Source organism: Nocardioides sp. YR527 (assembly GCF_900101045.1).
Taxonomy (GTDB): Bacteria; Actinomycetota; Actinomycetes; order Propionibacteriales; family Nocardioidaceae; genus Nocardioides.
The window spans coordinates 21,123-39,597 of record NZ_FNFN01000011.1; the positions used below are offsets into that span (position 1 = coordinate 21,123).

Below are 18,475 nucleotides of genomic sequence, written 5' to 3' on the forward strand. Positions count from 1 at the left end.
GCGGCATGAGCGTGGCGGGGCTTCAGGCCCCAGCGGTCGAGGCTGCCATCGCGGAGCCGGACCGCCGGTTCTACGCCTTCGCCATCGACCGGGTGATCGCGTGGGCGATCTTCGCCGCAGCCGGCTTCCTGGCGTGGCTGATCTTCTTCCGCAACGACGAGCCCCTGCTCGGGGTCGCTCTGATCGCCAGCGTGGTGCTGGCGGTCTGGCTGGTCGGCACCGTACTCACCGGCTCCGGGGGCAAGACCCCCGGAAAGATGGCCCTCGGGCTCCGCGTGGTCAGCGATGACTCCGGAGCCGCGGGCCGCCCGATCGGCGTCGGCAAGGCGTTCGTACGCCAGGCCCTGCTCGGCCTCTGCACGATCCCGACGCTCGGCATCGGGACCGCCACCTTCGCCTGGGTCGCCGCGATGGACGACCGCGGCCGGCGCCAGGGGTGGCACGACCGTCGTGCGGGCTCGGTCGTGGTCGACGTACGTCCTCCGGTGGTCGTCGAGGCCGAGGAAGAGGCACCGGCGCCGCGCCGCATCGTCAACCTGACCACCATGCGCCTGAAGCAGGCCGAGGCAACCCCGGAGCGGGCCGATCGGCCGCAGACCCCGGCCGCCCCGACCCAGAGCGCAGCGGCTCAGGCCGCGGCCCAGTCTGCTGCCGCTCAGGCCGCGGCCGAGGCCCAGGCGGCGCAGACCATCGTCCCGGGGATGATCCCCCGTCAGACGCCTGCGGCTCCGATGCCGCCGACGCCCGTCGCGCCGACTCCCGCGCCCCCGCCTCCTCCTCCGGTGGCGCAGCCGGCTCCTCCGCCGCCTCCCGCGCCCGCCCCGCAGGCCGCGGCGACGGCCCGCTGGCGGGTCACGTTCGACACCGGCCAGAGCTTCGTCGTCGAGGGTCTCGCCATCGTCGGTCGCGGCCCCGAGCCGCGTCCCGGCGAGGAGGTCGCCCACCGGGTGGCCCTCTCCTCGAGCGACATGTCCCTGTCCAAGACCCACGCTCAATTCCAGATCGCAGCTGATGGCACCCTCGTGGTCATGGACCGCGGCTCGACCAACGGCACCACCCTGATCCGCCAGGGTGCCGCACGAGCCCTCGGCGCCCGCCGCCCCGCGGCTCTCGTCGACGGCGACAAGGTCAAGTTCGGCGACCGCACGATGGATGTGGTCCGCGAAGCCTGACCGCCGAGAGGTCACCCGCGCCGGCCGAGACGTCACGCTGTTGACGTCTCGGCCGACGCATGTGACGCCACGGCCGACGTGCGTGACGGCTCGGCGAGGTCAGTCGACGGAGTCGAAGGTCTCCGGGCGGCGCTCGAGGCCGAAGCGGTCGGTGGGCCAGAAGACGACGGCGACGCGGCCGACGACGTCGGAGACGGGTACGAACGCGTTCGAGCAGGCCTCGTCGCCCGACTTCTGACGTTCGGGGCTGCACAGATGGAAGGACGAGTCGGCGGAGTTGGCGCGGTTGTCACCCATCACGAAGAGGCGGCCCTCGGGGACGACGGCCTTCCAGCCCCGGCAGCCGCCCTGGACGTACGTCCCGTTGTCCTGCGCCATCGGCCCGTCACAGGTGTCGGTGGGAGCGATGAAGGAGGACGCGTCCACGGGCGTGCCGTTGACGACGACGCGACCCGACTCGCAGCACTCCACGGTGTCGCCCGCGACTCCGATGACCCGTTTCACCAGGTGGTCGCCGGTCGGGTAGAGCCCGATCTTGGCGAGCACGGCCCGGAGGCCGGTCGGCGCAGGCGCGATCTGGTTCGCGGAGAGCCAGCCGCCGGGATCGGTGAAGACGACGACGTCGCCGCGCTCGGGCGTCCCGCCCATCCAGTAGGACGGCTTCTCCACCAGCACGCGGTCGTTGACCTCCAGACCGGGCTCCATCGACTCCGAGGGGATGTAGAACGCCTGGGCGAGGAACGTCTTGATGAGGACGGCGAGCAGGATCGCCGTCACCGCGATGATCAGGATCTCGGCGAGCGACCCCAGAACTCCCCGCTCCCGTCGGCCTGACCCTGCCGACGCCTCCCGCTCTGCCCCCATGGTGAGACCCTATCCAGAGGACGGGTCGGGCCCGGACGCTATCCAGAATTCACGGGCGCGCGCCGTCGCTCCTGTCCTAGGGTTCCTCACTCAGCCGGACCCGAGAGGGCGTCATGACCGACACACTCGAATCCCCGACCCATGAACGCGCCAAGAAGGGCACGTGGGCGATCTGGACCGTCCTGGCCCTGGCCGTCATCGTCGCCGTCCTGGCGGGAGCCCTCGGTTACCTGGGGGTCTCCCGGGCGACCAGCCAGTCGGGACCCGGTGAGCGGACCGAGACGCTCGCCGAGGCTCTCCCGGAGACCTTCGACCTCGCGGTCAACCTGTCCTTCGAACGCGACGCGATGATGGCCGGCGTACCTCCCGTCGTGCTCCGGCCGCTGCAGCAGATGACCGACGAGTCGGTGCTGGCCTGGCGCGCTCGGGCCCAGGAGATCGACAGCGGCGACAAGGAGCTCGACGCGACGCTCACCCGGATCTCCGAAGGGCTCGATGGCATCGACGAGCTGCGTACGCAGATGCGGGACGATCGCGCGAAAGGGACCGAGAGCTATACGGCCCTGACCAACGACCTGGTCAGCATCGTGGACGAACTGCCGAGCACGGGCGGTGGCCAGGCCGCTTCGTCCATCGAGGCGATCGGCCACATGCCCCAGGCATGGGAGGCGCTGGGCCAGGAGCGCGCGATCATGACAGCCGTGCTCTCCAGGTCACCGTTGCCTGGCAAGAAGCAGATCAGCGACACCGAGATCGCGGCGCTCACCGAGGCCGAGGCCGGACTGCGGCGCTCGCTCGCTGCTTTCTACGAGGGGTCCTCGGGGGACCAGCGCAGGGCGCTCGACGAGCTGACCGACGGCACGGCCGCGGAGGGCGCCACCGGCGTCCCTGCCCATCAGGGCGTCAACGAGATCATCGCCGGTGGCGACACTGCGCTGACCCCGGCGACGTATGTCGCGTCCAGCACCGACTTCATACGCGGCCTGCAGGAGGTGCTCACCGCCTCCGCCCAGGAGATCGTCGAGCAGGCGCAGGCCGATCGCGACGAGGCAAAGCGCACCGCGCTCGTCGCGGTCGTTCTCACGCTCGCGGTGGTCAGCGTCCTCGTCGTGGTCGTGATCGTGCTCGTGGTCCTGCTGGCGGTCCTGGTCTCCCGGCGCCGATCCACCAACACGCGTGGAGCGCGCGGATAAGGTCGGAGCGTGTCCGACCTCGACCAACGGCTCAACGCTCTCGAAGCGGATCTCAAGACGCGGGGAAGCGTGCTGGTCGCCTTCTCCGGAGGCGCCGACAGCGCCTTCCTCCTGGCGGCCGCGACCAGAGCACTGGGCAGCGACGACGTCGCCGCCGCGACCGGCTACTCGCACAGTCTCCCGATCGCGGAGAGGGACCCGGCCGCCGAGTTCGCCAGAAGCCTCGGCGTACGTCTCGTCACCCCGCGGACCCACGAGATGGAGCGGGAGGGCTACCGGGCCAACGGCACCGACCGGTGCTTCTTCTGCAAGGCGGAGCTGCTCGACACCCTCGTGCCGCTGGCCCGTGAGCTGGGCCTGGCCCATGTGGCCACCGGCACCAACGCCGACGATGCGATCGAAGGCCTCAACGGGCTGAGGCCGGGCATCCGCGCGGCCGCCGAGCGTGGCGCGATCACGCCGCTCAGGGACGCCGGGCTGACCAAGGCGCAGATCCGCGAGGCCTCGCGCCGCTGGGGGCTGCCGACCTGGGACAAGCCGGCCGCCGCCTGCCTCTCCAGCCGGATCGCCTACGGCCTCGAGGTCACGCCGAGGCGCCTCGCGCGCGTGGAGCGAGCAGAGCAGGGCGTACGCAGCGTCCTGGCCGCCCGCGGCCACGACGCTGCCAGAGTGGACCTGCGCGTGCGCGACCACGGGGAGAAGGCCACGGTGGAGCTGTCGGCTACCCTCCTGCCTCTCGACCCCCACCATGCCGACGAGGTGCTCAGGACCGTGACAGACGCAGGATTCCCCGCCGCGGAGATCGACCCACGGGGCTTCCGCTCCGGATCGATGAACCAGAAGGCGGCGAAGTGAGGGAGTTCTGGGACACGATCACCGCGACCCAGACCGTTCCCGAGGCACCCTGGCTGATCGGCGCCGGGCTCGTCGCCCTGGTGCTGGTCGTGTGGCGTGGCACCTGGCGCACCGTACGCCTCGGCGTCACCGTCGTCCACGAGGCCGGGCACGCGGTCGTGGCGGTCCTGGTGGGAAGGCGCCTGGCCGGGATCAAGCTCCACTCCGACACCTCGGGCGTGACCCTCTCGCGCGGCAAGCCGTCCGGTCCGGGGATGGTGGCGATGCTCGCCGCCGGCTACCTCGCCCCGGCGCTCCTCGGCCTGTTCAGCGCGACCATGCTCGCCGCGGGTCACGCCCTGGGGCTGCTGTGGCTCCTGGTGGCGGCGATGCTCGTGCTGCTGCTGTGGGTACGCAACGGCTACGGTCTCGTCGTCGTCCTGGTGCTCGGTGCAGCGCTGGGCGCGATCAGCTGGTACGCCGACGGCCGCCTTCAGACCATCGTCGCCACGCTCGTCACCTGGCTGCTCCTGCTCGCCTCACCGAGGCCGCTCCTGGAGCTCCTCGGCCGCGGCGAGCGAGGTCGTCGCGGCTCCGATCCCGACCAGCTCGCCGGTCTGACCGGCATCCCGTCGGTGCTCTGGATCCTCGTCCTGCTGGCGGTGAACGTCGCTGGCCTCGTGGTCGGCGTGCAGACCCTGATCCCCGACCTGAGCTGGATCTAGAGTTCGAACTCGTCGGCGATCTGGCGCAGCGCGGGGGAGACCTTCTGGCCGAGCTCGCGGGTGGGCGGGCGGCCCTGGGCATAGCCGTCGCGGATGTCGTCGAGGAGCTTGATGACGTTCTCGACGATCAGCTCCATCTCCTCGGGCTTGCGGCGCTTGGCGGCGCGCTGGCGCCCGGCGACGGAGGGGGAGCGCTCGAGGATCGTCACCGAGAGCGCCTGCTCACCGCGGCGCCCCTGGGCGATGCCGAACTCCACCCGGGTGCCGGCCTTCAAGGTCTTGGCAGCGCCCTCGGGGAGCGCGTCGGCGTGGACGTACACGTCCGGACCGTCGTCCTGCGACAGAAACCCGAAGCCCTTGGTGGCGTCGAACCACTTGACCTTGCCAGTAGGCACGGCAGCTTGCCCCTTCCTCGCGCATCAGCGCTTCAAACGTACGTCGCCCGGCGACTGTGACGGCCGACGCGGGAGAGCCTAGTCCTCAGCGCCCAGGGACGCGTGAGGTATTCCCCGCTCCGGCATCGACGGCATCCACGGACGGGTCGCCGTCTCGTCCCTCGGGCAGGTGGGGCCTATACTCCGCCTACCCCTCCATAGATTTGCAAATGATTTCGTACACCATTGGTAATCGAGACCAGTTATGACGTAAGTTTACGTCGCCAAAGACTGCAGACAGGTACGCCCGGGTGCCAGCAGACTTCGCGGCGGGGGACTGGGGTGTGCGCCACAGAGGGTGCACACCTCTCGGGAATGATGTGACATGGCCACGAGAGGGAGTAATGGCCGAGCCATACGCAAGCACAACCCACCGTCCGGAACGTAAGCCCTGGCAGGGAATTCGAGCGCGCCTCATCTTCGTGCTGCTCATCCCGACCATCGCGGCGATGGTGTTCGGCGGGTTGAGCATTTCGAGCGCCCTCTCAGCCCAGGCGGAAGCACGCCAGGCCGAGACTGTCGCCCAGGCACTGCCTGACACCTACCAACTCGCGATCAACATCCTGTTCGAGCGTGACGGTGCGCTCGCGGGCGTTCCTGAGGTCGTCATGCGGCCGCTCCAGCAGAAGACCGACGAGTCGATCGAGGCCTGGAGCGCCAAGGCGAAGGAGATCGACGCCGGCGATGACAAGGACCTCGAGAACAGCATCGTCGAGATCCAGCAGGCGCTGAACGGCATCGACGACCTGCGTTCGCAGATCCAGGAGAAGGACACCCAGGTCGAGGCCCAGCTGGCCTACACGACCGTGATGAACAACCTCTTCGGCATCTCGGCGCAGATGCCGACCCTCGAGAACGACGAGGTCTTCTCCAAGATCTCCGCGATCAGCAACGTGCGTCCGGCGTCCGAGGCCATGGGTGTCGAGCGCATCATCATGATGACGGCGCTGAGCAAGAAGGCCATCGCCGAGTCGCAGGGAGCGACCAACCCGGACGTCCTCAGCGACGAGGAGTTCGCCGAGCTCGCCCGCGCCGAGGCGAAGTGGCGTCTGTCCACCGCGGACTACTACGCGAAGACGTCAGACGAGATCCGCGGGCAGCTCGACGAGCTGACCAACGGCACCACCGACCAGGGTTCGGTCGGGGCGCCCGCCCACCGGGTCGTCAACCAGGTGATCTCCAGCGGCAGCATGGACCGGGTCAAGATGACCCCGGACCAGTACACCCAGGCCAGCACGGAGTTCATCCGTGGTCTGCAGAAGATGATCGTCCAGACCGCTCAGGAGATCAGCGACGACGTCGAGCAGATCAAGAGCGACGCGACCCGCGAGGCCATCGTCATCGGTCTCCTCGTTCTCGGTGTTCTGATCTTCGCACTCGCCGTCGGCCTGGTCGCGGCCCGTTCGATCCTGTCGCCGCTGAGCCAGCTGCGTCGTCTGGCCTACAACCTGGCGAACCACGACCTGCCCGAGCGAGTCGCCTACATGAACCAGGCCGAAGGCCCGGTGGACACCCATGTGGAGCCTCTGGACATCGCGCGTCGAGACGAGATCGGTGACGTCGCGGACGCGTTCGACGCGGTCCACGTCGAGGCGATCCGGCTGGCGGGCGAGCAGGCCGAGCTGCGAACGAACGTCGACAAGATGTTCATGAACCTCTCCCGTCGTTCGCAGAGCCTCGTCGAGCGTCAGCTCCAGCTCATCGACCAGCTCGAGGCCAACGAGCAGGACCCCGACGACCTCGCGAACCTGTTCCGCCTGGACCACCTCGCCACCCGAATGCGCCGCAACGACGAGTCCCTCCTGGTCCTCGCCGGCGGCGAGATCGGCCACGCGGCTCGTGGTCCGGTCCCGGTCCTCGACGTGCTCCGTGCCGCCGCCTCCGAGATCGAGCAGTTCGCCCGGGTCGACATCGACTCCGACGAGAACGCCGAGTTCGAGGGCGCGATCGCGGGTGACCTCGTGCACCTGCTCGCGGAGCTGATCGAGAACGCCACCAACTTCTCCCCGCCCGACACCGCGGTCACGATCCGCACCTTCCGCGCCGGCCCCGCCGCGCCGCTGCTGGTCGAGATCGAGGACCTCGGTATCGGCATGACGCCGGAGGAGCTCGACGCGGCCAACATGAAGCTGCGCCGTGCGACCGGCCTCGACGCCGACGTCGCCCGGATGATGGGTCTGGTCGTGGTCGCGCGCCTGGCGGCGCGTCACGGTCTCTACATCGAGCTCGTTCCCAACCGCCCCCGCGGTGTGGTCGCGCGTGTCGAGATGCCGGTCACCACGATCGTCGGCGCTCACGCGGAGGCCCCGTCCGGCCAGCAGCAGGGCTTCGACGCCTACGCCTTCCAGCAGGGTGGCTACGGCCAGCAGACCGGCGCCTACCCGACCACCGGCGAGCTCCCTTACGAGATGCAGTACGGGATGCCCGCCTACGACGCCCAGCCGTACGCCGGTGGCAACCCCTACGACGTGCCGGTCGGTGCTCTTCCGGCGCCCGAGGCGCCCGCGGCCTCCGCGGCAGCGCCCCCGGCCCTGCCGAGCCGTACGCCCGGTGCGTCCAACCACCCCAACCTCTCAGGTGGCGGTGCTTCGGCCTTCTCGCAGCAGCCTGCCAACGGCCTCTCGGGCCAGCACAACGGCTTCGGTCAGAGCGGGCCGCAGACGGGCCAGCAGCCCTCGTTCGGTGGTGTCCCGCCGATGCCGGGCGATCCGGGCTTCGAGGGTCCGGGCGCGCGCACGGGCAGCTTCCCGGCGCAGCCGCAGCAGTTCAGCGGTGGCCAGCCGCAGTACGGGGGAGACCCGTTCGGCGGCGACCCGTTCGGCGCCAACCAGCCGCCGGCCCCGCAGCAGAACCCCAGCGGCCAGCAGCAGAACTTCCTCTCCAACATGCTGCCGGTTCGCAAGGCCGAGGACCTGGCCGCGCGCTTCCCCGACGGTCGTTTCGACCCGAGCACCGAGACCGGCGAGCTGCCGCGTCGCGACCCGGGTATCCAGGGCGGCAGCCCGTTCGGCACCGACACCGGCGCGTTCCGCACCTTCGAGCGCCCCAACGAGCGCACCGTGCCGCGTACGCCGCCGCCGGGCTTCGGTCCCGACGACGACCCGTTCGGTCCTGCCGGTGACGCGATCGCCCCGGGCCCGATGGGCCCGATGGCTCCGGAGCCGACCAACTCGCCGAACCCGCTCGACTCGACCACCGAGGTGCCGATCCTCGACGACGAGGGCAGCTCGATCTTCGACGACCTGCAGTCCGAGTGGTTCACCCGTCGTCGCCCGCTCGGTGCGCGCCGGGCGATGGAGTCCAAGGGCGACCCGCTCAGCGACCCGATCGCCCCCGCCGCCAAGGCCGGCCCGGGACCCAACCTCGACGAGGCCCGTCCGGCGGCCGCCCCCGCGGGCGACCCGGTCGACGAGCCCACGGTCGCTCAGGACGACGAGCCGACCACGCCGGTGAGCTGGTCCTCGCCGGGCGACGAGGGCTGGCGCCGTGCCCAGGAGCTGGAGCACCTGCAGGAGCAGGAGCCGGCGACGATCACCCAGGGTGGCCTCCCCGTCCGTGTCCCGGGTCAGAACCTGATCCCAGGCGCGGCACCTGCGGTCACACCACCGTCATCAGGTCCGCGTAACATGGACGCGCGCCGCACCCGTGGCATGTCCAGCTTCCAGAAGGGCGTCAGCCGCGCCCGCAACAACCCCGCTGATGCGGAAAGCAACCCCGAAGGTGAGGAGCAGCAGTGACAACGGCCCCCGCAGGACTGGACTGGCTTGTCGACAGCCTGACCCAGCGCACCCCTGACATCGCTCACGCGATCTTGGTGTCGGCTGATGGCATGCCGATGGCCAGCTCCGTCGACTTCCCCCCGGACCGGGCCGACCAGCTCTCGGCGATCGCCTCCGGTCTCACCAGTCTTACCCAGGGAGCAGCTCGGTGCTTCGCGGCGGGTAATGTCCAGCAGATGGTCATCGAGATGGACGGTGGCTATCTGGTCCTCATGGCGGTTGGTGAGGGTTCCAGCCTTGCTGCCCTCGCCGCCCCCGACTGCGATCTGGGACAGGTTGGCTACCAGATGCAGCTGTTGATCTCGCGTGTTGCCACCGCCCTCACCCCCGATACCAGAACTGGCGCCTGACCGCGCCCGACCTTAGGACCGAGATCGTGAGCAACCACGCATCCGAACCGCCGCCGCTGGTCAGGCCGTATGCCCTGACCCGTGGCCGCACGCAACCCAAGCGCGTCTTCCCGATGGAAGCCCTGGTGATCACCGACCGCTACGTGATCGACGGCTACGTCCGGTCGCCGGAGGAGCGGACGATCGCGGAGCTCTGCCGCGAGAGCCGTTCCGTCGCTGAGGTTGCGGCTCTCATCCGGGTGCCCCTGGGTGTCGCCCGAGTCCTGATCGGTGACCTTGCGGAGCGCGGCGTGGTGCAGGTGCACGCCAGCAAGGTCCCGGACGCCCCGGACACCGCTCTCCTCGAGCGCGTGCTGTCCGGCCTGAGGAAGCTTTGACAGGAGTAATGCAGTGACCACCGACTCCAAGCAGGCGACGATGTCTGCGAAGATCGTCATCGCCGGCGGGTTCGGCGTTGGCAAGACGACCTTCGTGGGCTCCGTCTCGGAGATCGTCCCCCTGACGACCGAGGCCGTGATGACGCAGGCGACCGCCGGCGTCGACGACCTCTCCGCCGTGCCCAACAAGAAGACGACCACGGTCGCGATGGACTTCGGTCGAGTCTCCCTCGACTCGGACCTGATCCTCTACCTGTTCGGCACGCCCGGTCAGAACCGGTTCTGGTTCATGTGGGACGACCTGACCCAGGGCGCCATCGGCGCTGTGGTACTCATCGACACCCGTCGACTCGCCGACTCCTTCGGCGCGATCGACTACTTCGAGTCCCGCAACGTGCCGTTCGTCGTGGCCCACAACGTCTTCGGCGCCAATCAGGCCTACAAGCCGGAGCAGATCCGCGAGGCCCTGGCTCTGCGCCCGGACATCCCGATCGTCACCTGTGACGCTCGCGACCGTCAGTCGACCAAGGCGACGCTGATCTCGCTCGTCGAGTACGTCCTCTCCATGGTCTCCACGCGCGCTCTTCAGTAGCCAAGCGTCACCAACACCCGCCGCAGCCCCGCTCCGGCGGGTGTTGGCGTTTCAAGGGGTGCCGTGACTGTGCAGTAGAGGCGTACGTCTGGGAGGATCACGCGTTGTGCGGAAGTTCAGGTTGTGGTGGCGCAAGGTGACCCCGAAGTGGCACCTGAGGCGCATGTGGGTGAAGATGTGGTCCGTGATCACGACCCCGTACGCCGATGCGACGGCCGTCGCTGCCGTCGACGAGGCCCGCGCCGCGCTCCTGTCCGACGTGCCAGCCGGTGACGTCGGAGAACATCTCGGCCATGTGGTCGAGAAGGGTGCTGGCCCGGGCGTCGTGACCCACCTGTTCGCCTGCAGCCGCAAGGGCTACGTCGGCTGGCACTGGTCGGTCACGGTCGTCTATGTCCCCGTCCTCGGCGACAAGACCGAGCTGACCGTCAACGAGGTCGTCCTCGTCCCCGGTGACGCCGCCATCGTCGCGCCGGCCTGGGTGCCCTACCGCGAACGGATCAAGCCGGGCGACCTCTCGCCGGGTGATCTGCTCCCGGTCGATGACGACGATGCGCGCCTGGTCCCGACGTACGCCTTCGGCGACGACCCGCTCGACGCCGACGAGAAGGCTCAGGTGCGTGAGGTCGCCAAGGACCTCGGACTCGGCCGTGTCCGGACCCTGTCCACCTCCGGCTTCGACGCCGCCGCCGAGCGGTGGTACGCCGGTGACGGCGGCCCCGACGCGCCGCTCGCGCAGGCAGCTCCCGACCAGTGCCACAGCTGCGGCTTCCTGGTCCGGCTGACCGGTCACCTGGCCACGAGCTTCGGTGTCTGCGCCAACGGCGACGCCAACGACGACGGCAAGGTGGTCAGCCTCAACCACGGGTGCGGTGCGCACTCGGAGGTGCGGCTGGCGAAGAAGCACGAGCCGCAGCCGCTGCCGGACCCGGTCTTCGACACGATCAGCATCGACTTCGAGGCCCTCTAGTCGAGCACTGCTGGTCGAGCACCGTTAGGCGAGGCCCTCGGCACGTAGCCGGCGGGCCTTGCGGCGGCGGGTCAGCTCGATGCCGATCGCTCCGATGCCGAAGGCGGCCAGGCAGGTCCAGATCCACCAGGTCCAGCCGCGGTCGTTGAGCAGGCCCCAGAAGGGGAGCAGGGCCACGAACCCGACCAGCCAGCCGAGGGTGGCGAGCTCGAAGGCGCGGATGCCGTCCTGGTCGACGAGCTCGATCTTCGGCTCCGGGACGGCCTCGGCCGGCTCCTCGACAGGCGGCTCGTCGTAGCCGTAGTTCTGGGGGTAGCCATGCCCATCGTCGGACTGAGTCTCGGCGTAGTAGTCGCCGTCGTACCCGTCGTACTGCTGCTCCGGGTAGGTGCCGGAATAGTCGTCGTCGCGGTACTGGTCGCTCATGGGACCTCATCCTATGGGGCGCCACCAGCCGGTAGGGTGGTGAGGAACGCTGACGACTCTGGAGGTCCCTGATGGCTTCGCTCCGCTGCCCCTGTGGCACCAACTTCCGCACGGAGACCGACGACGAGCTGGTCGAGAAGGTGCAGGAGCACCTCGCGGAGGCTCACCCCGGCCGCACCTACAGCCGCGACGACATCCTGATGCTCGCCGCGATGTCCTGACTCTGTGACGGCGCCCTCACCAGGGCGCCGTCTCTTTCCGGAATAGTTAGCGCCGGTAAGCAGTTATGCTTACCGACATGCCTACCGCACATCCCGCTTCCGCGCCCGACGCGGCCTCCGACATCCCCGAGGTCGCGTCGGTGCTGCGCACCTCTGTCATGCGGATGCGCCGCCGCCTGGCCAACGAGCGCCACCCCGACAACGACCTATCGCTGGGGTCGATGGCGGTGCTCGGGGCGTTGTACGCCAACGATGAGATGACTCTCGGCGCCCTCGCTGCGCGCGAGCGCGTGCAGCCGCCGAGCATGACCAGGATGGTCAACTTCCTCGAGGAGGGCGGCTTCGTCGTCCGCCGCCAGGGCGAGACGGACCGCCGCCAGGTGCTCGTCTCGATCACCGACGAGGGCCGCCGGACCGTACGCAAGGACCGGCTGAGCCGGGACGCCTGGCTCGCCCAGCAGCTCGTCGACCTCGATGCGGACGAGCTCGCCGCCCTCCGCACCGCCGCTTCGATCATGGAGAGAATAGCCACCAGTTGAGTCCCACGTTCCGTTCCCTGCGCAGCCACAACTACCGCCTCTACCTAGCCGGCAGTGTCGTCTCCAATGTCGGCACCTGGATGCAGCGCATCGCCCAGGACTGGTTGGTCCTGAGTCTTGGCGGCGGGGGAGCGGCACTCGGTATCACCACCGGCCTGCAGTTCCTGCCCATCCTTCTGCTCAGCCCCTACGCCGGGGTCATCGCCGACCGCTTCCCGAAGCGCCGCCTGCTCCAGGTCGCCCAGGGCTGGATGGCCCTGATGTCGTTGCTTCTCGGTGTGCTGGCGGTGAGCGGCCACGCCGAGGTGTGGATGGTCTACGTGATCGCGTTCCTCTTCGGCACCGGTGCCGCCTTCGACGGTCCGGGCAGGCAGTCGTTCGTCTCGGAGATGGTCCACCCCGACGACCTCACCAACGCCGTCGGCCTGAACTCGGCCTCGTTCAACCTCGCCCGACTGATCGGGCCGGCGCTGGCCGGGCTGCTCATCGGCTCGCTGGGGAGCGGCCCCGAGGCGACCGGCTGGGTGATCCTCGTCAACGCCGTCTCCTACCTCGCCGTGATCGGCCAGCTGCAGCGGATGAACACCGCCGAGCTGAGCTCGCCCGACCCCGTCGCCCGGCGGAGCGGGATGCTGCGTGAGGGCATCGGCTACATCCGTACACAGCCCAAGATGCTGATGGTTCTGGTGATCATCTTCTTCGTCGGCACCTTCGGGGCGAACTTCCCGATCACCTCGGCGCTGATGGCGACCGAGGAGTTCGGCAAGGGTGCCAGCGAGTACGGACTGCTCGGCACCGTCCTGGCCATCGGCTCGCTCTCCGGCGCCCTGCTCGGCGCCCGCCGCACCCGGATCCCGCTCAAGCTGATCGTGCTGGCGGCGACCGGGTTCGGCCTCACCGTCATCGTGTCCGGGATGATGCCGACGTACGCCCTCTTCGCCCTGGTCTCGCCGGTGCTCGGCTTCTTCACGATCACGACCCTCAACGCCTGCAACGCCACCATGCAGACCGAGGCGGCCCCGGAGTTCCGCGGCCGGGTGATGGCGATCTACATGACCGTCCTGATGGGCGGCACCCCGCTGGGTGCCCCGCTCATCGGCTTCATCGGCGAGCACTTCGGTGCCCGCACGACCCTGTACGCCAGTGGCGCCATGGTGCTGTTGGGTACGCTTGCGGGGGTGCTGCTCCTCGCCGCACTCAGAGGTGGTATCCGGGCCGTTTTGACCCCCTCTCAAGCCGCCGGGTAGCCTCTGAAGCGTGTCTGGGACAACCAGGCCGTCGCGCGTGCTCGGAACAAGTTCGAGAAATGGGTCTCGGACCCGGGTTCGGCGCCCTCAAGTGGGAATTCGGTTCGAAAGATCCGTCTTCGTGCTGTTGAGGTAAGGGCGACACGCCCGACCTCGGGGGCGAGGCGGGACCAGTTGGTATCGCACCACCTGGACGCACAAACATTGGATCCTTCGCGGCAGAGCGCCGCGTAGTGAGAGCAGAAAAGAAGGGGAACCACCGAGGTGCCCACCATCAACCAGCTGGTCCGTAAGGGCCGCGAGGACAAGGCGACGAAGTCGAAGACGCCTGCCCTCAAGGGATCGCCGCAGCGCCGTGGCGTCTGCACGCGCGTCTACACCACCACCCCGAAGAAGCCGAACTCCGCCCTCCGGAAGGTCGCCCGTGTGCGCCTCTCCTCCGGCGTCGAGGTCACCGCTTACATCCCGGGTGTGGGTCACAACCTTCAGGAGCACTCCATCGTGCTCGTCCGCGGCGGTCGTGTGAAGGACCTCCCCGGTGTGCGTTACAAGATCATCCGCGGCACGCTCGACACCCAGGGTGTCAAGAACCGCAAGCAGGCCCGTTCGCGCTACGGCGCGAAGAAGGAGAAGTGACATGCCTCGTAAGGGTCCCGCTCCCAAGCGTGCGCTCGTCGTCGACCCCGTCTACGGCTCGCAGCTCGTAACCCAGCTCGTCAGCAAGGTCCTCCAGGACGGCAAGAAGCAGGTCGCGCAGCGCATCGTCTACTCCGCGCTCGAGGGTTGCCGTGAGAAGACCGGCACCGACCCCGTGGTCACGCTCAAGCGCGCCATGGACAACGTGAAGCCGGCCATCGAGGTCAAGTCCCGCCGTGTCGGTGGCGCGACCTACCAGGTTCCGATCGAGGTCAAGGGCACGCGTGGCACCACGCTCGCGCTGCGCTGGCTCGTCGGTTACGCCCAGGACCGTCGTGAGAAGACGATGGCCGAGCGCCTCATGAACGAGATCCTCGACGCGAGCAACGGCCTCGGTGCCGCTGTGAAGAAGCGTGAGGACACCCACAAGATGGCCGAGTCCAACAAGGCCTTCGCGCACTACCGCTGGTGACGTACGGCGGGGTGCCCTTCGACAAGCTCAGGAACCACCTGCCGCACAATGTGGGCACCCCGCCCATCCAGACCGAAGACAATCTCTTTAAGGAACGCTGAAGACAGTGGCCGTCGACATCACCACGGACCTCAATGTGGTCCGCAACATCGGCATCATGGCGCACATCGATGCCGGTAAGACCACCACCACCGAGCGCATCCTGTTCTACACCGGTATCTCCTACAAGATCGGTGAGGTCCACGACGGCGCTGCCACGATGGACTGGATGGAGCAGGAGCAGGAGCGCGGCATCACGATCACGTCCGCCGCGACGACCTGCTGGTGGAAGGACCACCAGATCAACATCATCGACACCCCCGGGCACGTCGACTTCACCGTTGAGGTCGAGCGCTCGCTGCGCGTCCTCGACGGCGCCGTCGCCGTCTTCGACGGTGTCGCCGGTGTCGAGCCGCAGTCGCAGACCGTGTGGCGTCAGGCGAACAAGTACGCCGTCCCGCGGATGTGCTTCGTCAACAAGCTCGACCGCACCGGTGCCGACTTCTACATGGTCGTCGACTCCATCGTCGACAAGCTGCACGCCACCCCGCTGGTGCTGCAGCTGCCGATCGGTGCCGAGTCCGACTTCATCGGCGTCGTCGACCTGGTCGAGATGCACGCCAAGGTCTGGCGCGGCGAGACCGAGATGGGCGAGGACTACGTGATCGAGGAGATCCCGGCCGACCTCGCCGACAAGGCTGCGGAATACCGCGAGAAGCTGGTCGAGACGCTCGCCGAGGCCGACGACGACATCATGGAGGTCTACCTCGAGGAGGGCGACGTCTTCGACGTGCCCACCCTGAAGGCCGCCATCCGTCGCGCGACCCTGGCCGACAAGCTCAACCCGATCCTCACCGGCACCGCGTTCAAGAACAAGGGCGTCCAGCCCCTGCTCGACGCGGTCGTCGACTACCTGCCCTCGCCGCTCGACGTCGAGTCGATCATCGGTCACGACGTCAAGGACGAGGAGATCGAGGTCTCCCGGAAGCCTTCCGACGACGAGCCGTTCTCCGGCCTGGTCTTCAAGATCGCCTCCGACCCGCACCTGGGCAAGCTGTTCTACCTGCGCGTCTACTCCGGCAAGGTCGAGGCGGGTGCGACCGTGGTCAACCCGATCAACGGCCGCAAGGAGCGCATCGGCAAGATCTACCAGATGCACGCGAACAAGCGTGAGGAGATCAACTCGGTGGGCGCCGGCCAGATCGTCGCGGTCATGGGTCTGAAGGACTCGAAGACGGGTCACACCCTCTGCGACCCGACCCACCCGGTGGTGCTCGAGTCGATGAGCTTCCCGGCCCCGGTGATCGAGGTCGCCATCGAGCCGAAGACCAAGAGCGACCAGCAGAAGCTCGGCACCGCGATCCAGCGGCTCACCGAGGAGGACCCGACCTTCACGGTCAAGTCCGACGAGCAGACCGGCCAGACGATCATCGCCGGTATGGGCGAGCTCCACCTGGAGGTCTTCGTCGACCGGATGAAGCGCGAGTTCAAGGTCGAGGCCACCGTCGGCAAGCCGCAGGTCGCCTACCGCGAGACGCTTCGCAAGAAGGTCCAGAACCACAGCTACACCCACAAGAAGCAGACCGGTGGTTCGGGTCAGTTCGCGAAGGTCGTCATCTCCGTCGAGCCCAACATCGACGAGGAGACCGGCCTCGGTGCGGGCTACGAGTTCGCCAACAACGTCACCGGTGGTCGCGTGCCGAAGGAGTACATCCCTTCGGTCGACCAGGGTGCTCAGGACGCCATGGAGTTCGGCATCCTCGCCGGCTTCCCCATGGTAGATGTGAAGGTCTCGCTCGAGGACGGCGCCTACCACGACGTCGACTCCTCCGAGCTCGCCTTCAAGATCGCCGGAAACCAGGCCTTCAAGGAGGCCGCGCGGATGGCGAAGGCCGTTCTGCTGGAGCCGATGTTCGCGGTAGAGGTGACGACCCCCGACACCTACCTCGGCACCGTCATCGGCGACATCAACTCCCGCCGCGGCCAGGTGTCCTCGCAGGAGGAGCGCCACGGCGACATGGTCGTCCAGGCTCTCGTCCCGCTTTCAGAGATGTTCGGGTACGTCGGTGACCTGCGGTCCAAGACCAGCGGTCAGGCGTCGTACTCGATGGAGTTCGACTCGTACGCCGAGGTTCCCACGAACGTCGCCGACGAGATCATCAAGAAGGCCCGTGGCGAGTGACCTTCGGGTCGCCCGTCCAGGGACTTCGGCAGCAACACATTTCAGTACGAGTCAGTAAGAAAATCACACCAGGAGGAGCCCACAGTGGCTAAGGCGAAGTTCGAGCGGACGAAGCCGCACGTCAACATCGGCACCATCGGTCACATCGACCACGGTAAGACCACCCTTACCGCGGCGATCTCGAAGGTGCTGCACGCGAAGTACCCGGACCTGAACCCGGAGTTCGCGTTCGAGGACATCGACAAGGCCCCCGAGGAGCGCCAGCGCGGGATCACGATCTCGATCGCGCACATCGAGTACCAGACCGAGTCGCGTCACTACGCTCACGTCGACTGCCCGGGTCACGCGGACTACATCAAGAACATGATCACCGGTGCCGCGCAGATGGACGGCGCGATCCTCGTGGTCGCCGCCACCGACGGCCCGATGCCGCAGACCAAGGAGCACGTGCTCCTGGCCCGCCAGGTCGGCGTGCCCTCGATCGTCGTCGCGCTCAACAAGTGCGACATGGTCGACGACGAGGAGCTCATCGAGCTCGTCGAGATGGAGGTGCGCGAGCTCCTCAGCGAGTACGAGTTCCCGGGTGACGACATCCCGGTCGTGCGCGTTGCCGCCTACCCCGCCCTGCAGGGCGAGGAGAAGTGGATGGACTCCGTCGCCGAGCTCATGCAGGCCGTCGACGACTACATCCCGACCCCGGCTCGTGAGACCGAGAAGCCGTTCCTGATGCCCGTCGAGGACGTCTTCACGATCACCGGTCGTGGCACCGTCATCACCGGTCGTATCGAGCGCGGCATCGTCAAGGTCGGCGAGGAGGTCGAGATCGTCGGCATCCGCGAGGGTTCGCAGAAGACCACCGTCACCGGCGTCGAGATGTTCCGCAAGCTGCTCGACGAGGGCCAGGCCGGTGAGAACGTCGGTCTGCTCCTCCGTGGCACCAAGCGCGAGGACGTCGAGCGCGGCATGGTTGTCATCAAGCCGGGCACCACGACCCCCCACACCAACTTCGAGGGCTCTGTCTACATCCTCTCGAAGGAGGAGGGTGGCCGTCACACCCCGTTCTTCAACAACTACCGTCCGCAGTTCTACTTCCGGACCACGGACGTGACCGGCGTTGTGACCCTCCCCGAGGGCACCGAGATGGTCATGCCGGGTGACAACACCGAGATGTCGGTCGAGCTCATCCAGCCCATCGCGATGGACGAGGGTCTGAAGTTCGCTATCCGTGAGGGCGGTCGCACCGTCGGCGCGGGTCGGGTTACGAAGATCACCAAGTGATCGTCTGATCCAATGTGAAGGGCCCCCGGAGCCGCAAGGCGAAGGGGGCCCTTTGCATTGGTCAGACGCTCGAGCAAGCGCTGACTCGGCGCAAACGGACCGCAGCGAAGCGAGGACCGGATTGCGCCGCGTCGGCGCGCCACGA

At 68.2% G+C, this 18,475-nt stretch carries 19 protein-coding genes; 16 read left to right on the plus strand and 3 right to left on the minus strand.

Annotation, left to right across the window (positions count from 1 at the left end):
* Positions 1–5: 5 nt before the first annotated feature.
* Entirely contained in the window at positions 6–1,172 is a 1,167-nt protein-coding gene (locus tag BLT25_RS30090) for an RDD family protein (RefSeq protein ID WP_091052339.1), read from the plus strand.
* Positions 1,173–1,271: 99 nt separating this feature from the next.
* Here the strand turns inward: BLT25_RS30090 and lepB are convergent, their stop codons facing one another.
* On the minus strand, positions 1,272–2,036 hold the full coding sequence (lepB, locus tag BLT25_RS26300) for a signal peptidase I (RefSeq protein ID WP_091052340.1): 765 nt from the start codon (positions 2,034–2,036) through the stop codon (positions 1,272–1,274).
* 113 nt (positions 2,037–2,149) lie between these two features.
* Here lepB and BLT25_RS26305 point away from each other — a divergent pair, with 113 nt between their 5' ends.
* From BLT25_RS26305 to BLT25_RS26315, 3 genes are read left to right on the plus strand one after another with little or no spacing between them, the layout of a single operon-like run.
* Positions 2,150–3,229 carry a nitrate- and nitrite sensing domain-containing protein gene (locus BLT25_RS26305; protein WP_091052342.1) on the plus strand — a complete coding sequence of 360 codons (1,080 nt, stop codon included), beginning with the start codon at positions 2,150–2,152 and terminating at the stop codon, positions 3,227–3,229.
* Positions 3,230–3,238: 9 nt separating this feature from the next.
* The gene (locus tag BLT25_RS26310; protein ID WP_256328806.1) at positions 3,239–4,084 is read left to right on the plus strand and encodes an ATP-dependent sacrificial sulfur transferase LarE; all 846 of its coding nucleotides are present in this window, start codon (positions 3,239–3,241) and stop codon (positions 4,082–4,084) included.
* The gene (locus BLT25_RS26315) at positions 4,081–4,788 is read left to right on the plus strand and encodes a M50 family metallopeptidase (protein WP_091052343.1); all 708 of its coding nucleotides are present in this window, start codon (positions 4,081–4,083) and stop codon (positions 4,786–4,788) included. The genes BLT25_RS26310 and BLT25_RS26315 overlap by 4 nt, the downstream gene beginning before the upstream one ends.
* On the opposite strand, the gene BLT25_RS26320 is transcribed toward BLT25_RS26315, so the two are convergent.
* The gene (locus BLT25_RS26320) at positions 4,785–5,183 is read right to left on the minus strand and encodes a cold-shock protein (protein WP_091052345.1); all 399 of its coding nucleotides are present in this window, start codon (positions 5,181–5,183) and stop codon (positions 4,785–4,787) included. The two genes, BLT25_RS26315 and BLT25_RS26320, sit on opposite strands and share 4 nt — an antisense overlap.
* A gap of 461 nt (positions 5,184–5,644) precedes the next feature.
* Here BLT25_RS26320 and BLT25_RS26325 point away from each other — a divergent pair, with 461 nt between their 5' ends.
* From BLT25_RS26325 to BLT25_RS26345, 5 genes are all read left to right on the plus strand, one after another.
* Positions 5,645–8,959, plus strand: coding sequence for a sensor histidine kinase (locus BLT25_RS26325; protein WP_176884300.1), 3,315 nt, complete (start codon positions 5,645–5,647; stop codon positions 8,957–8,959).
* Positions 8,956–9,351 (plus strand): roadblock/LC7 domain-containing protein, encoded by a 396-nt coding sequence (locus BLT25_RS26330; RefSeq protein ID WP_008360946.1) that lies wholly within the window; start codon positions 8,956–8,958, stop codon positions 9,349–9,351. Before BLT25_RS26325 ends, BLT25_RS26330 begins: the two co-directional genes overlap by 4 nt.
* Before the next feature lie 26 nt (positions 9,352–9,377).
* On the plus strand, positions 9,378–9,728 hold the full coding sequence (locus tag BLT25_RS26335) for a DUF742 domain-containing protein (protein WP_008360948.1): 351 nt from the start codon (positions 9,378–9,380) through the stop codon (positions 9,726–9,728).
* A gap of 40 nt (positions 9,729–9,768) precedes the next feature.
* Complete coding sequence (locus BLT25_RS26340; protein WP_084101379.1) at positions 9,769–10,320, plus strand: GTP-binding protein; 552 nt, start codon at positions 9,769–9,771, stop codon at positions 10,318–10,320.
* A gap of 163 nt (positions 10,321–10,483) precedes the next feature.
* Positions 10,484–11,290: a DUF3027 domain-containing protein gene (locus tag BLT25_RS26345; RefSeq protein ID WP_091052565.1), complete on the plus strand. Its 807-nt coding sequence runs from the start codon at positions 10,484–10,486 to the stop codon at positions 11,288–11,290.
* 24 nt (positions 11,291–11,314) lie between these two features.
* On the opposite strand, the gene BLT25_RS26350 is transcribed toward BLT25_RS26345, so the two are convergent.
* Entirely contained in the window at positions 11,315–11,716 is a 402-nt protein-coding gene (locus tag BLT25_RS26350; RefSeq protein WP_091052349.1) for a DUF2530 domain-containing protein, read from the minus strand.
* A gap of 71 nt (positions 11,717–11,787) precedes the next feature.
* Here BLT25_RS26350 and BLT25_RS26355 point away from each other — a divergent pair, with 71 nt between their 5' ends.
* The 7 genes from BLT25_RS26355 to tuf all read left to right on the plus strand — a co-directional run bounded on the left by BLT25_RS26355 (position 11,788) and on the right by tuf (position 18,330).
* Positions 11,788–11,937: a DUF1059 domain-containing protein gene (locus BLT25_RS26355; protein WP_091052351.1), complete on the plus strand. Its 150-nt coding sequence runs from the start codon at positions 11,788–11,790 to the stop codon at positions 11,935–11,937.
* Positions 11,938–12,014: 77 nt separating this feature from the next.
* Positions 12,015–12,476, plus strand: a complete 462-nt coding sequence (locus BLT25_RS26360) for a MarR family winged helix-turn-helix transcriptional regulator (RefSeq protein ID WP_256328807.1) — start codon at positions 12,015–12,017, stop codon at positions 12,474–12,476.
* Positions 12,473–13,723 carry an MFS transporter gene (locus BLT25_RS26365; RefSeq protein ID WP_091052354.1) on the plus strand — a complete coding sequence of 417 codons (1,251 nt, stop codon included), beginning with the start codon at positions 12,473–12,475 and terminating at the stop codon, positions 13,721–13,723. Before BLT25_RS26360 ends, BLT25_RS26365 begins: the two co-directional genes overlap by 4 nt.
* Before the next feature lie 264 nt (positions 13,724–13,987).
* Positions 13,988–14,359 (plus strand): 30S ribosomal protein S12, encoded by a 372-nt coding sequence (rpsL, locus tag BLT25_RS26370; RefSeq protein ID WP_091052356.1) that lies wholly within the window; start codon positions 13,988–13,990, stop codon positions 14,357–14,359.
* 1 nt (position 14,360) lies between these two features.
* Positions 14,361–14,831 (plus strand): 30S ribosomal protein S7, encoded by a 471-nt coding sequence (rpsG, locus tag BLT25_RS26375; RefSeq protein ID WP_091052357.1) that lies wholly within the window; start codon positions 14,361–14,363, stop codon positions 14,829–14,831.
* Between the two features lie 106 nt (positions 14,832–14,937).
* Positions 14,938–17,052 carry an elongation factor G gene (gene fusA / locus BLT25_RS26380; RefSeq protein ID WP_091052359.1) on the plus strand — a complete coding sequence of 705 codons (2,115 nt, stop codon included), beginning with the start codon at positions 14,938–14,940 and terminating at the stop codon, positions 17,050–17,052.
* 84 nt (positions 17,053–17,136) lie between these two features.
* Positions 17,137–18,330, plus strand: coding sequence for an elongation factor Tu (gene tuf, locus BLT25_RS26385; protein ID WP_091052360.1), 1,194 nt, complete (start codon positions 17,137–17,139; stop codon positions 18,328–18,330).
* The last annotated feature ends 145 nt before the right edge of the window (positions 18,331–18,475 follow it).

Coding starts and splice junctions, on each gene's coding strand:
- BLT25_RS26355 (WP_091052351.1), top strand. CDS start 11,788: ATGGCTTCGCTCCGCTGCCCCTGTGGCACCAACTTCCGCACGGAGACC.
- BLT25_RS26305 (WP_091052342.1), top strand. CDS start 2,150: ATGACCGACACACTCGAATCCCCGACCCATGAACGCGCCAAGAAGGGC.
- rpsG (WP_091052357.1), top strand. CDS start 14,361: ATGCCTCGTAAGGGTCCCGCTCCCAAGCGTGCGCTCGTCGTCGACCCC.
- BLT25_RS30090 (WP_091052339.1), top strand. CDS start 6: ATGAGCGTGGCGGGGCTTCAGGCCCCAGCGGTCGAGGCTGCCATCGCG.
- BLT25_RS26340 (WP_084101379.1), top strand. CDS start 9,769: ATGTCTGCGAAGATCGTCATCGCCGGCGGGTTCGGCGTTGGCAAGACG.
- lepB (WP_091052340.1), bottom strand. CDS start 2,036: ATGGGGGCAGAGCGGGAGGCGTCGGCAGGGTCAGGCCGACGGGAGCGG.
- BLT25_RS26360 (WP_256328807.1), top strand. CDS start 12,015: ATGCCTACCGCACATCCCGCTTCCGCGCCCGACGCGGCCTCCGACATC.
- BLT25_RS26345 (WP_091052565.1), top strand. CDS start 10,484: ATGTGGGTGAAGATGTGGTCCGTGATCACGACCCCGTACGCCGATGCG.
- BLT25_RS26350 (WP_091052349.1), bottom strand. CDS start 11,716: ATGAGCGACCAGTACCGCGACGACGACTATTCCGGCACCTACCCGGAG.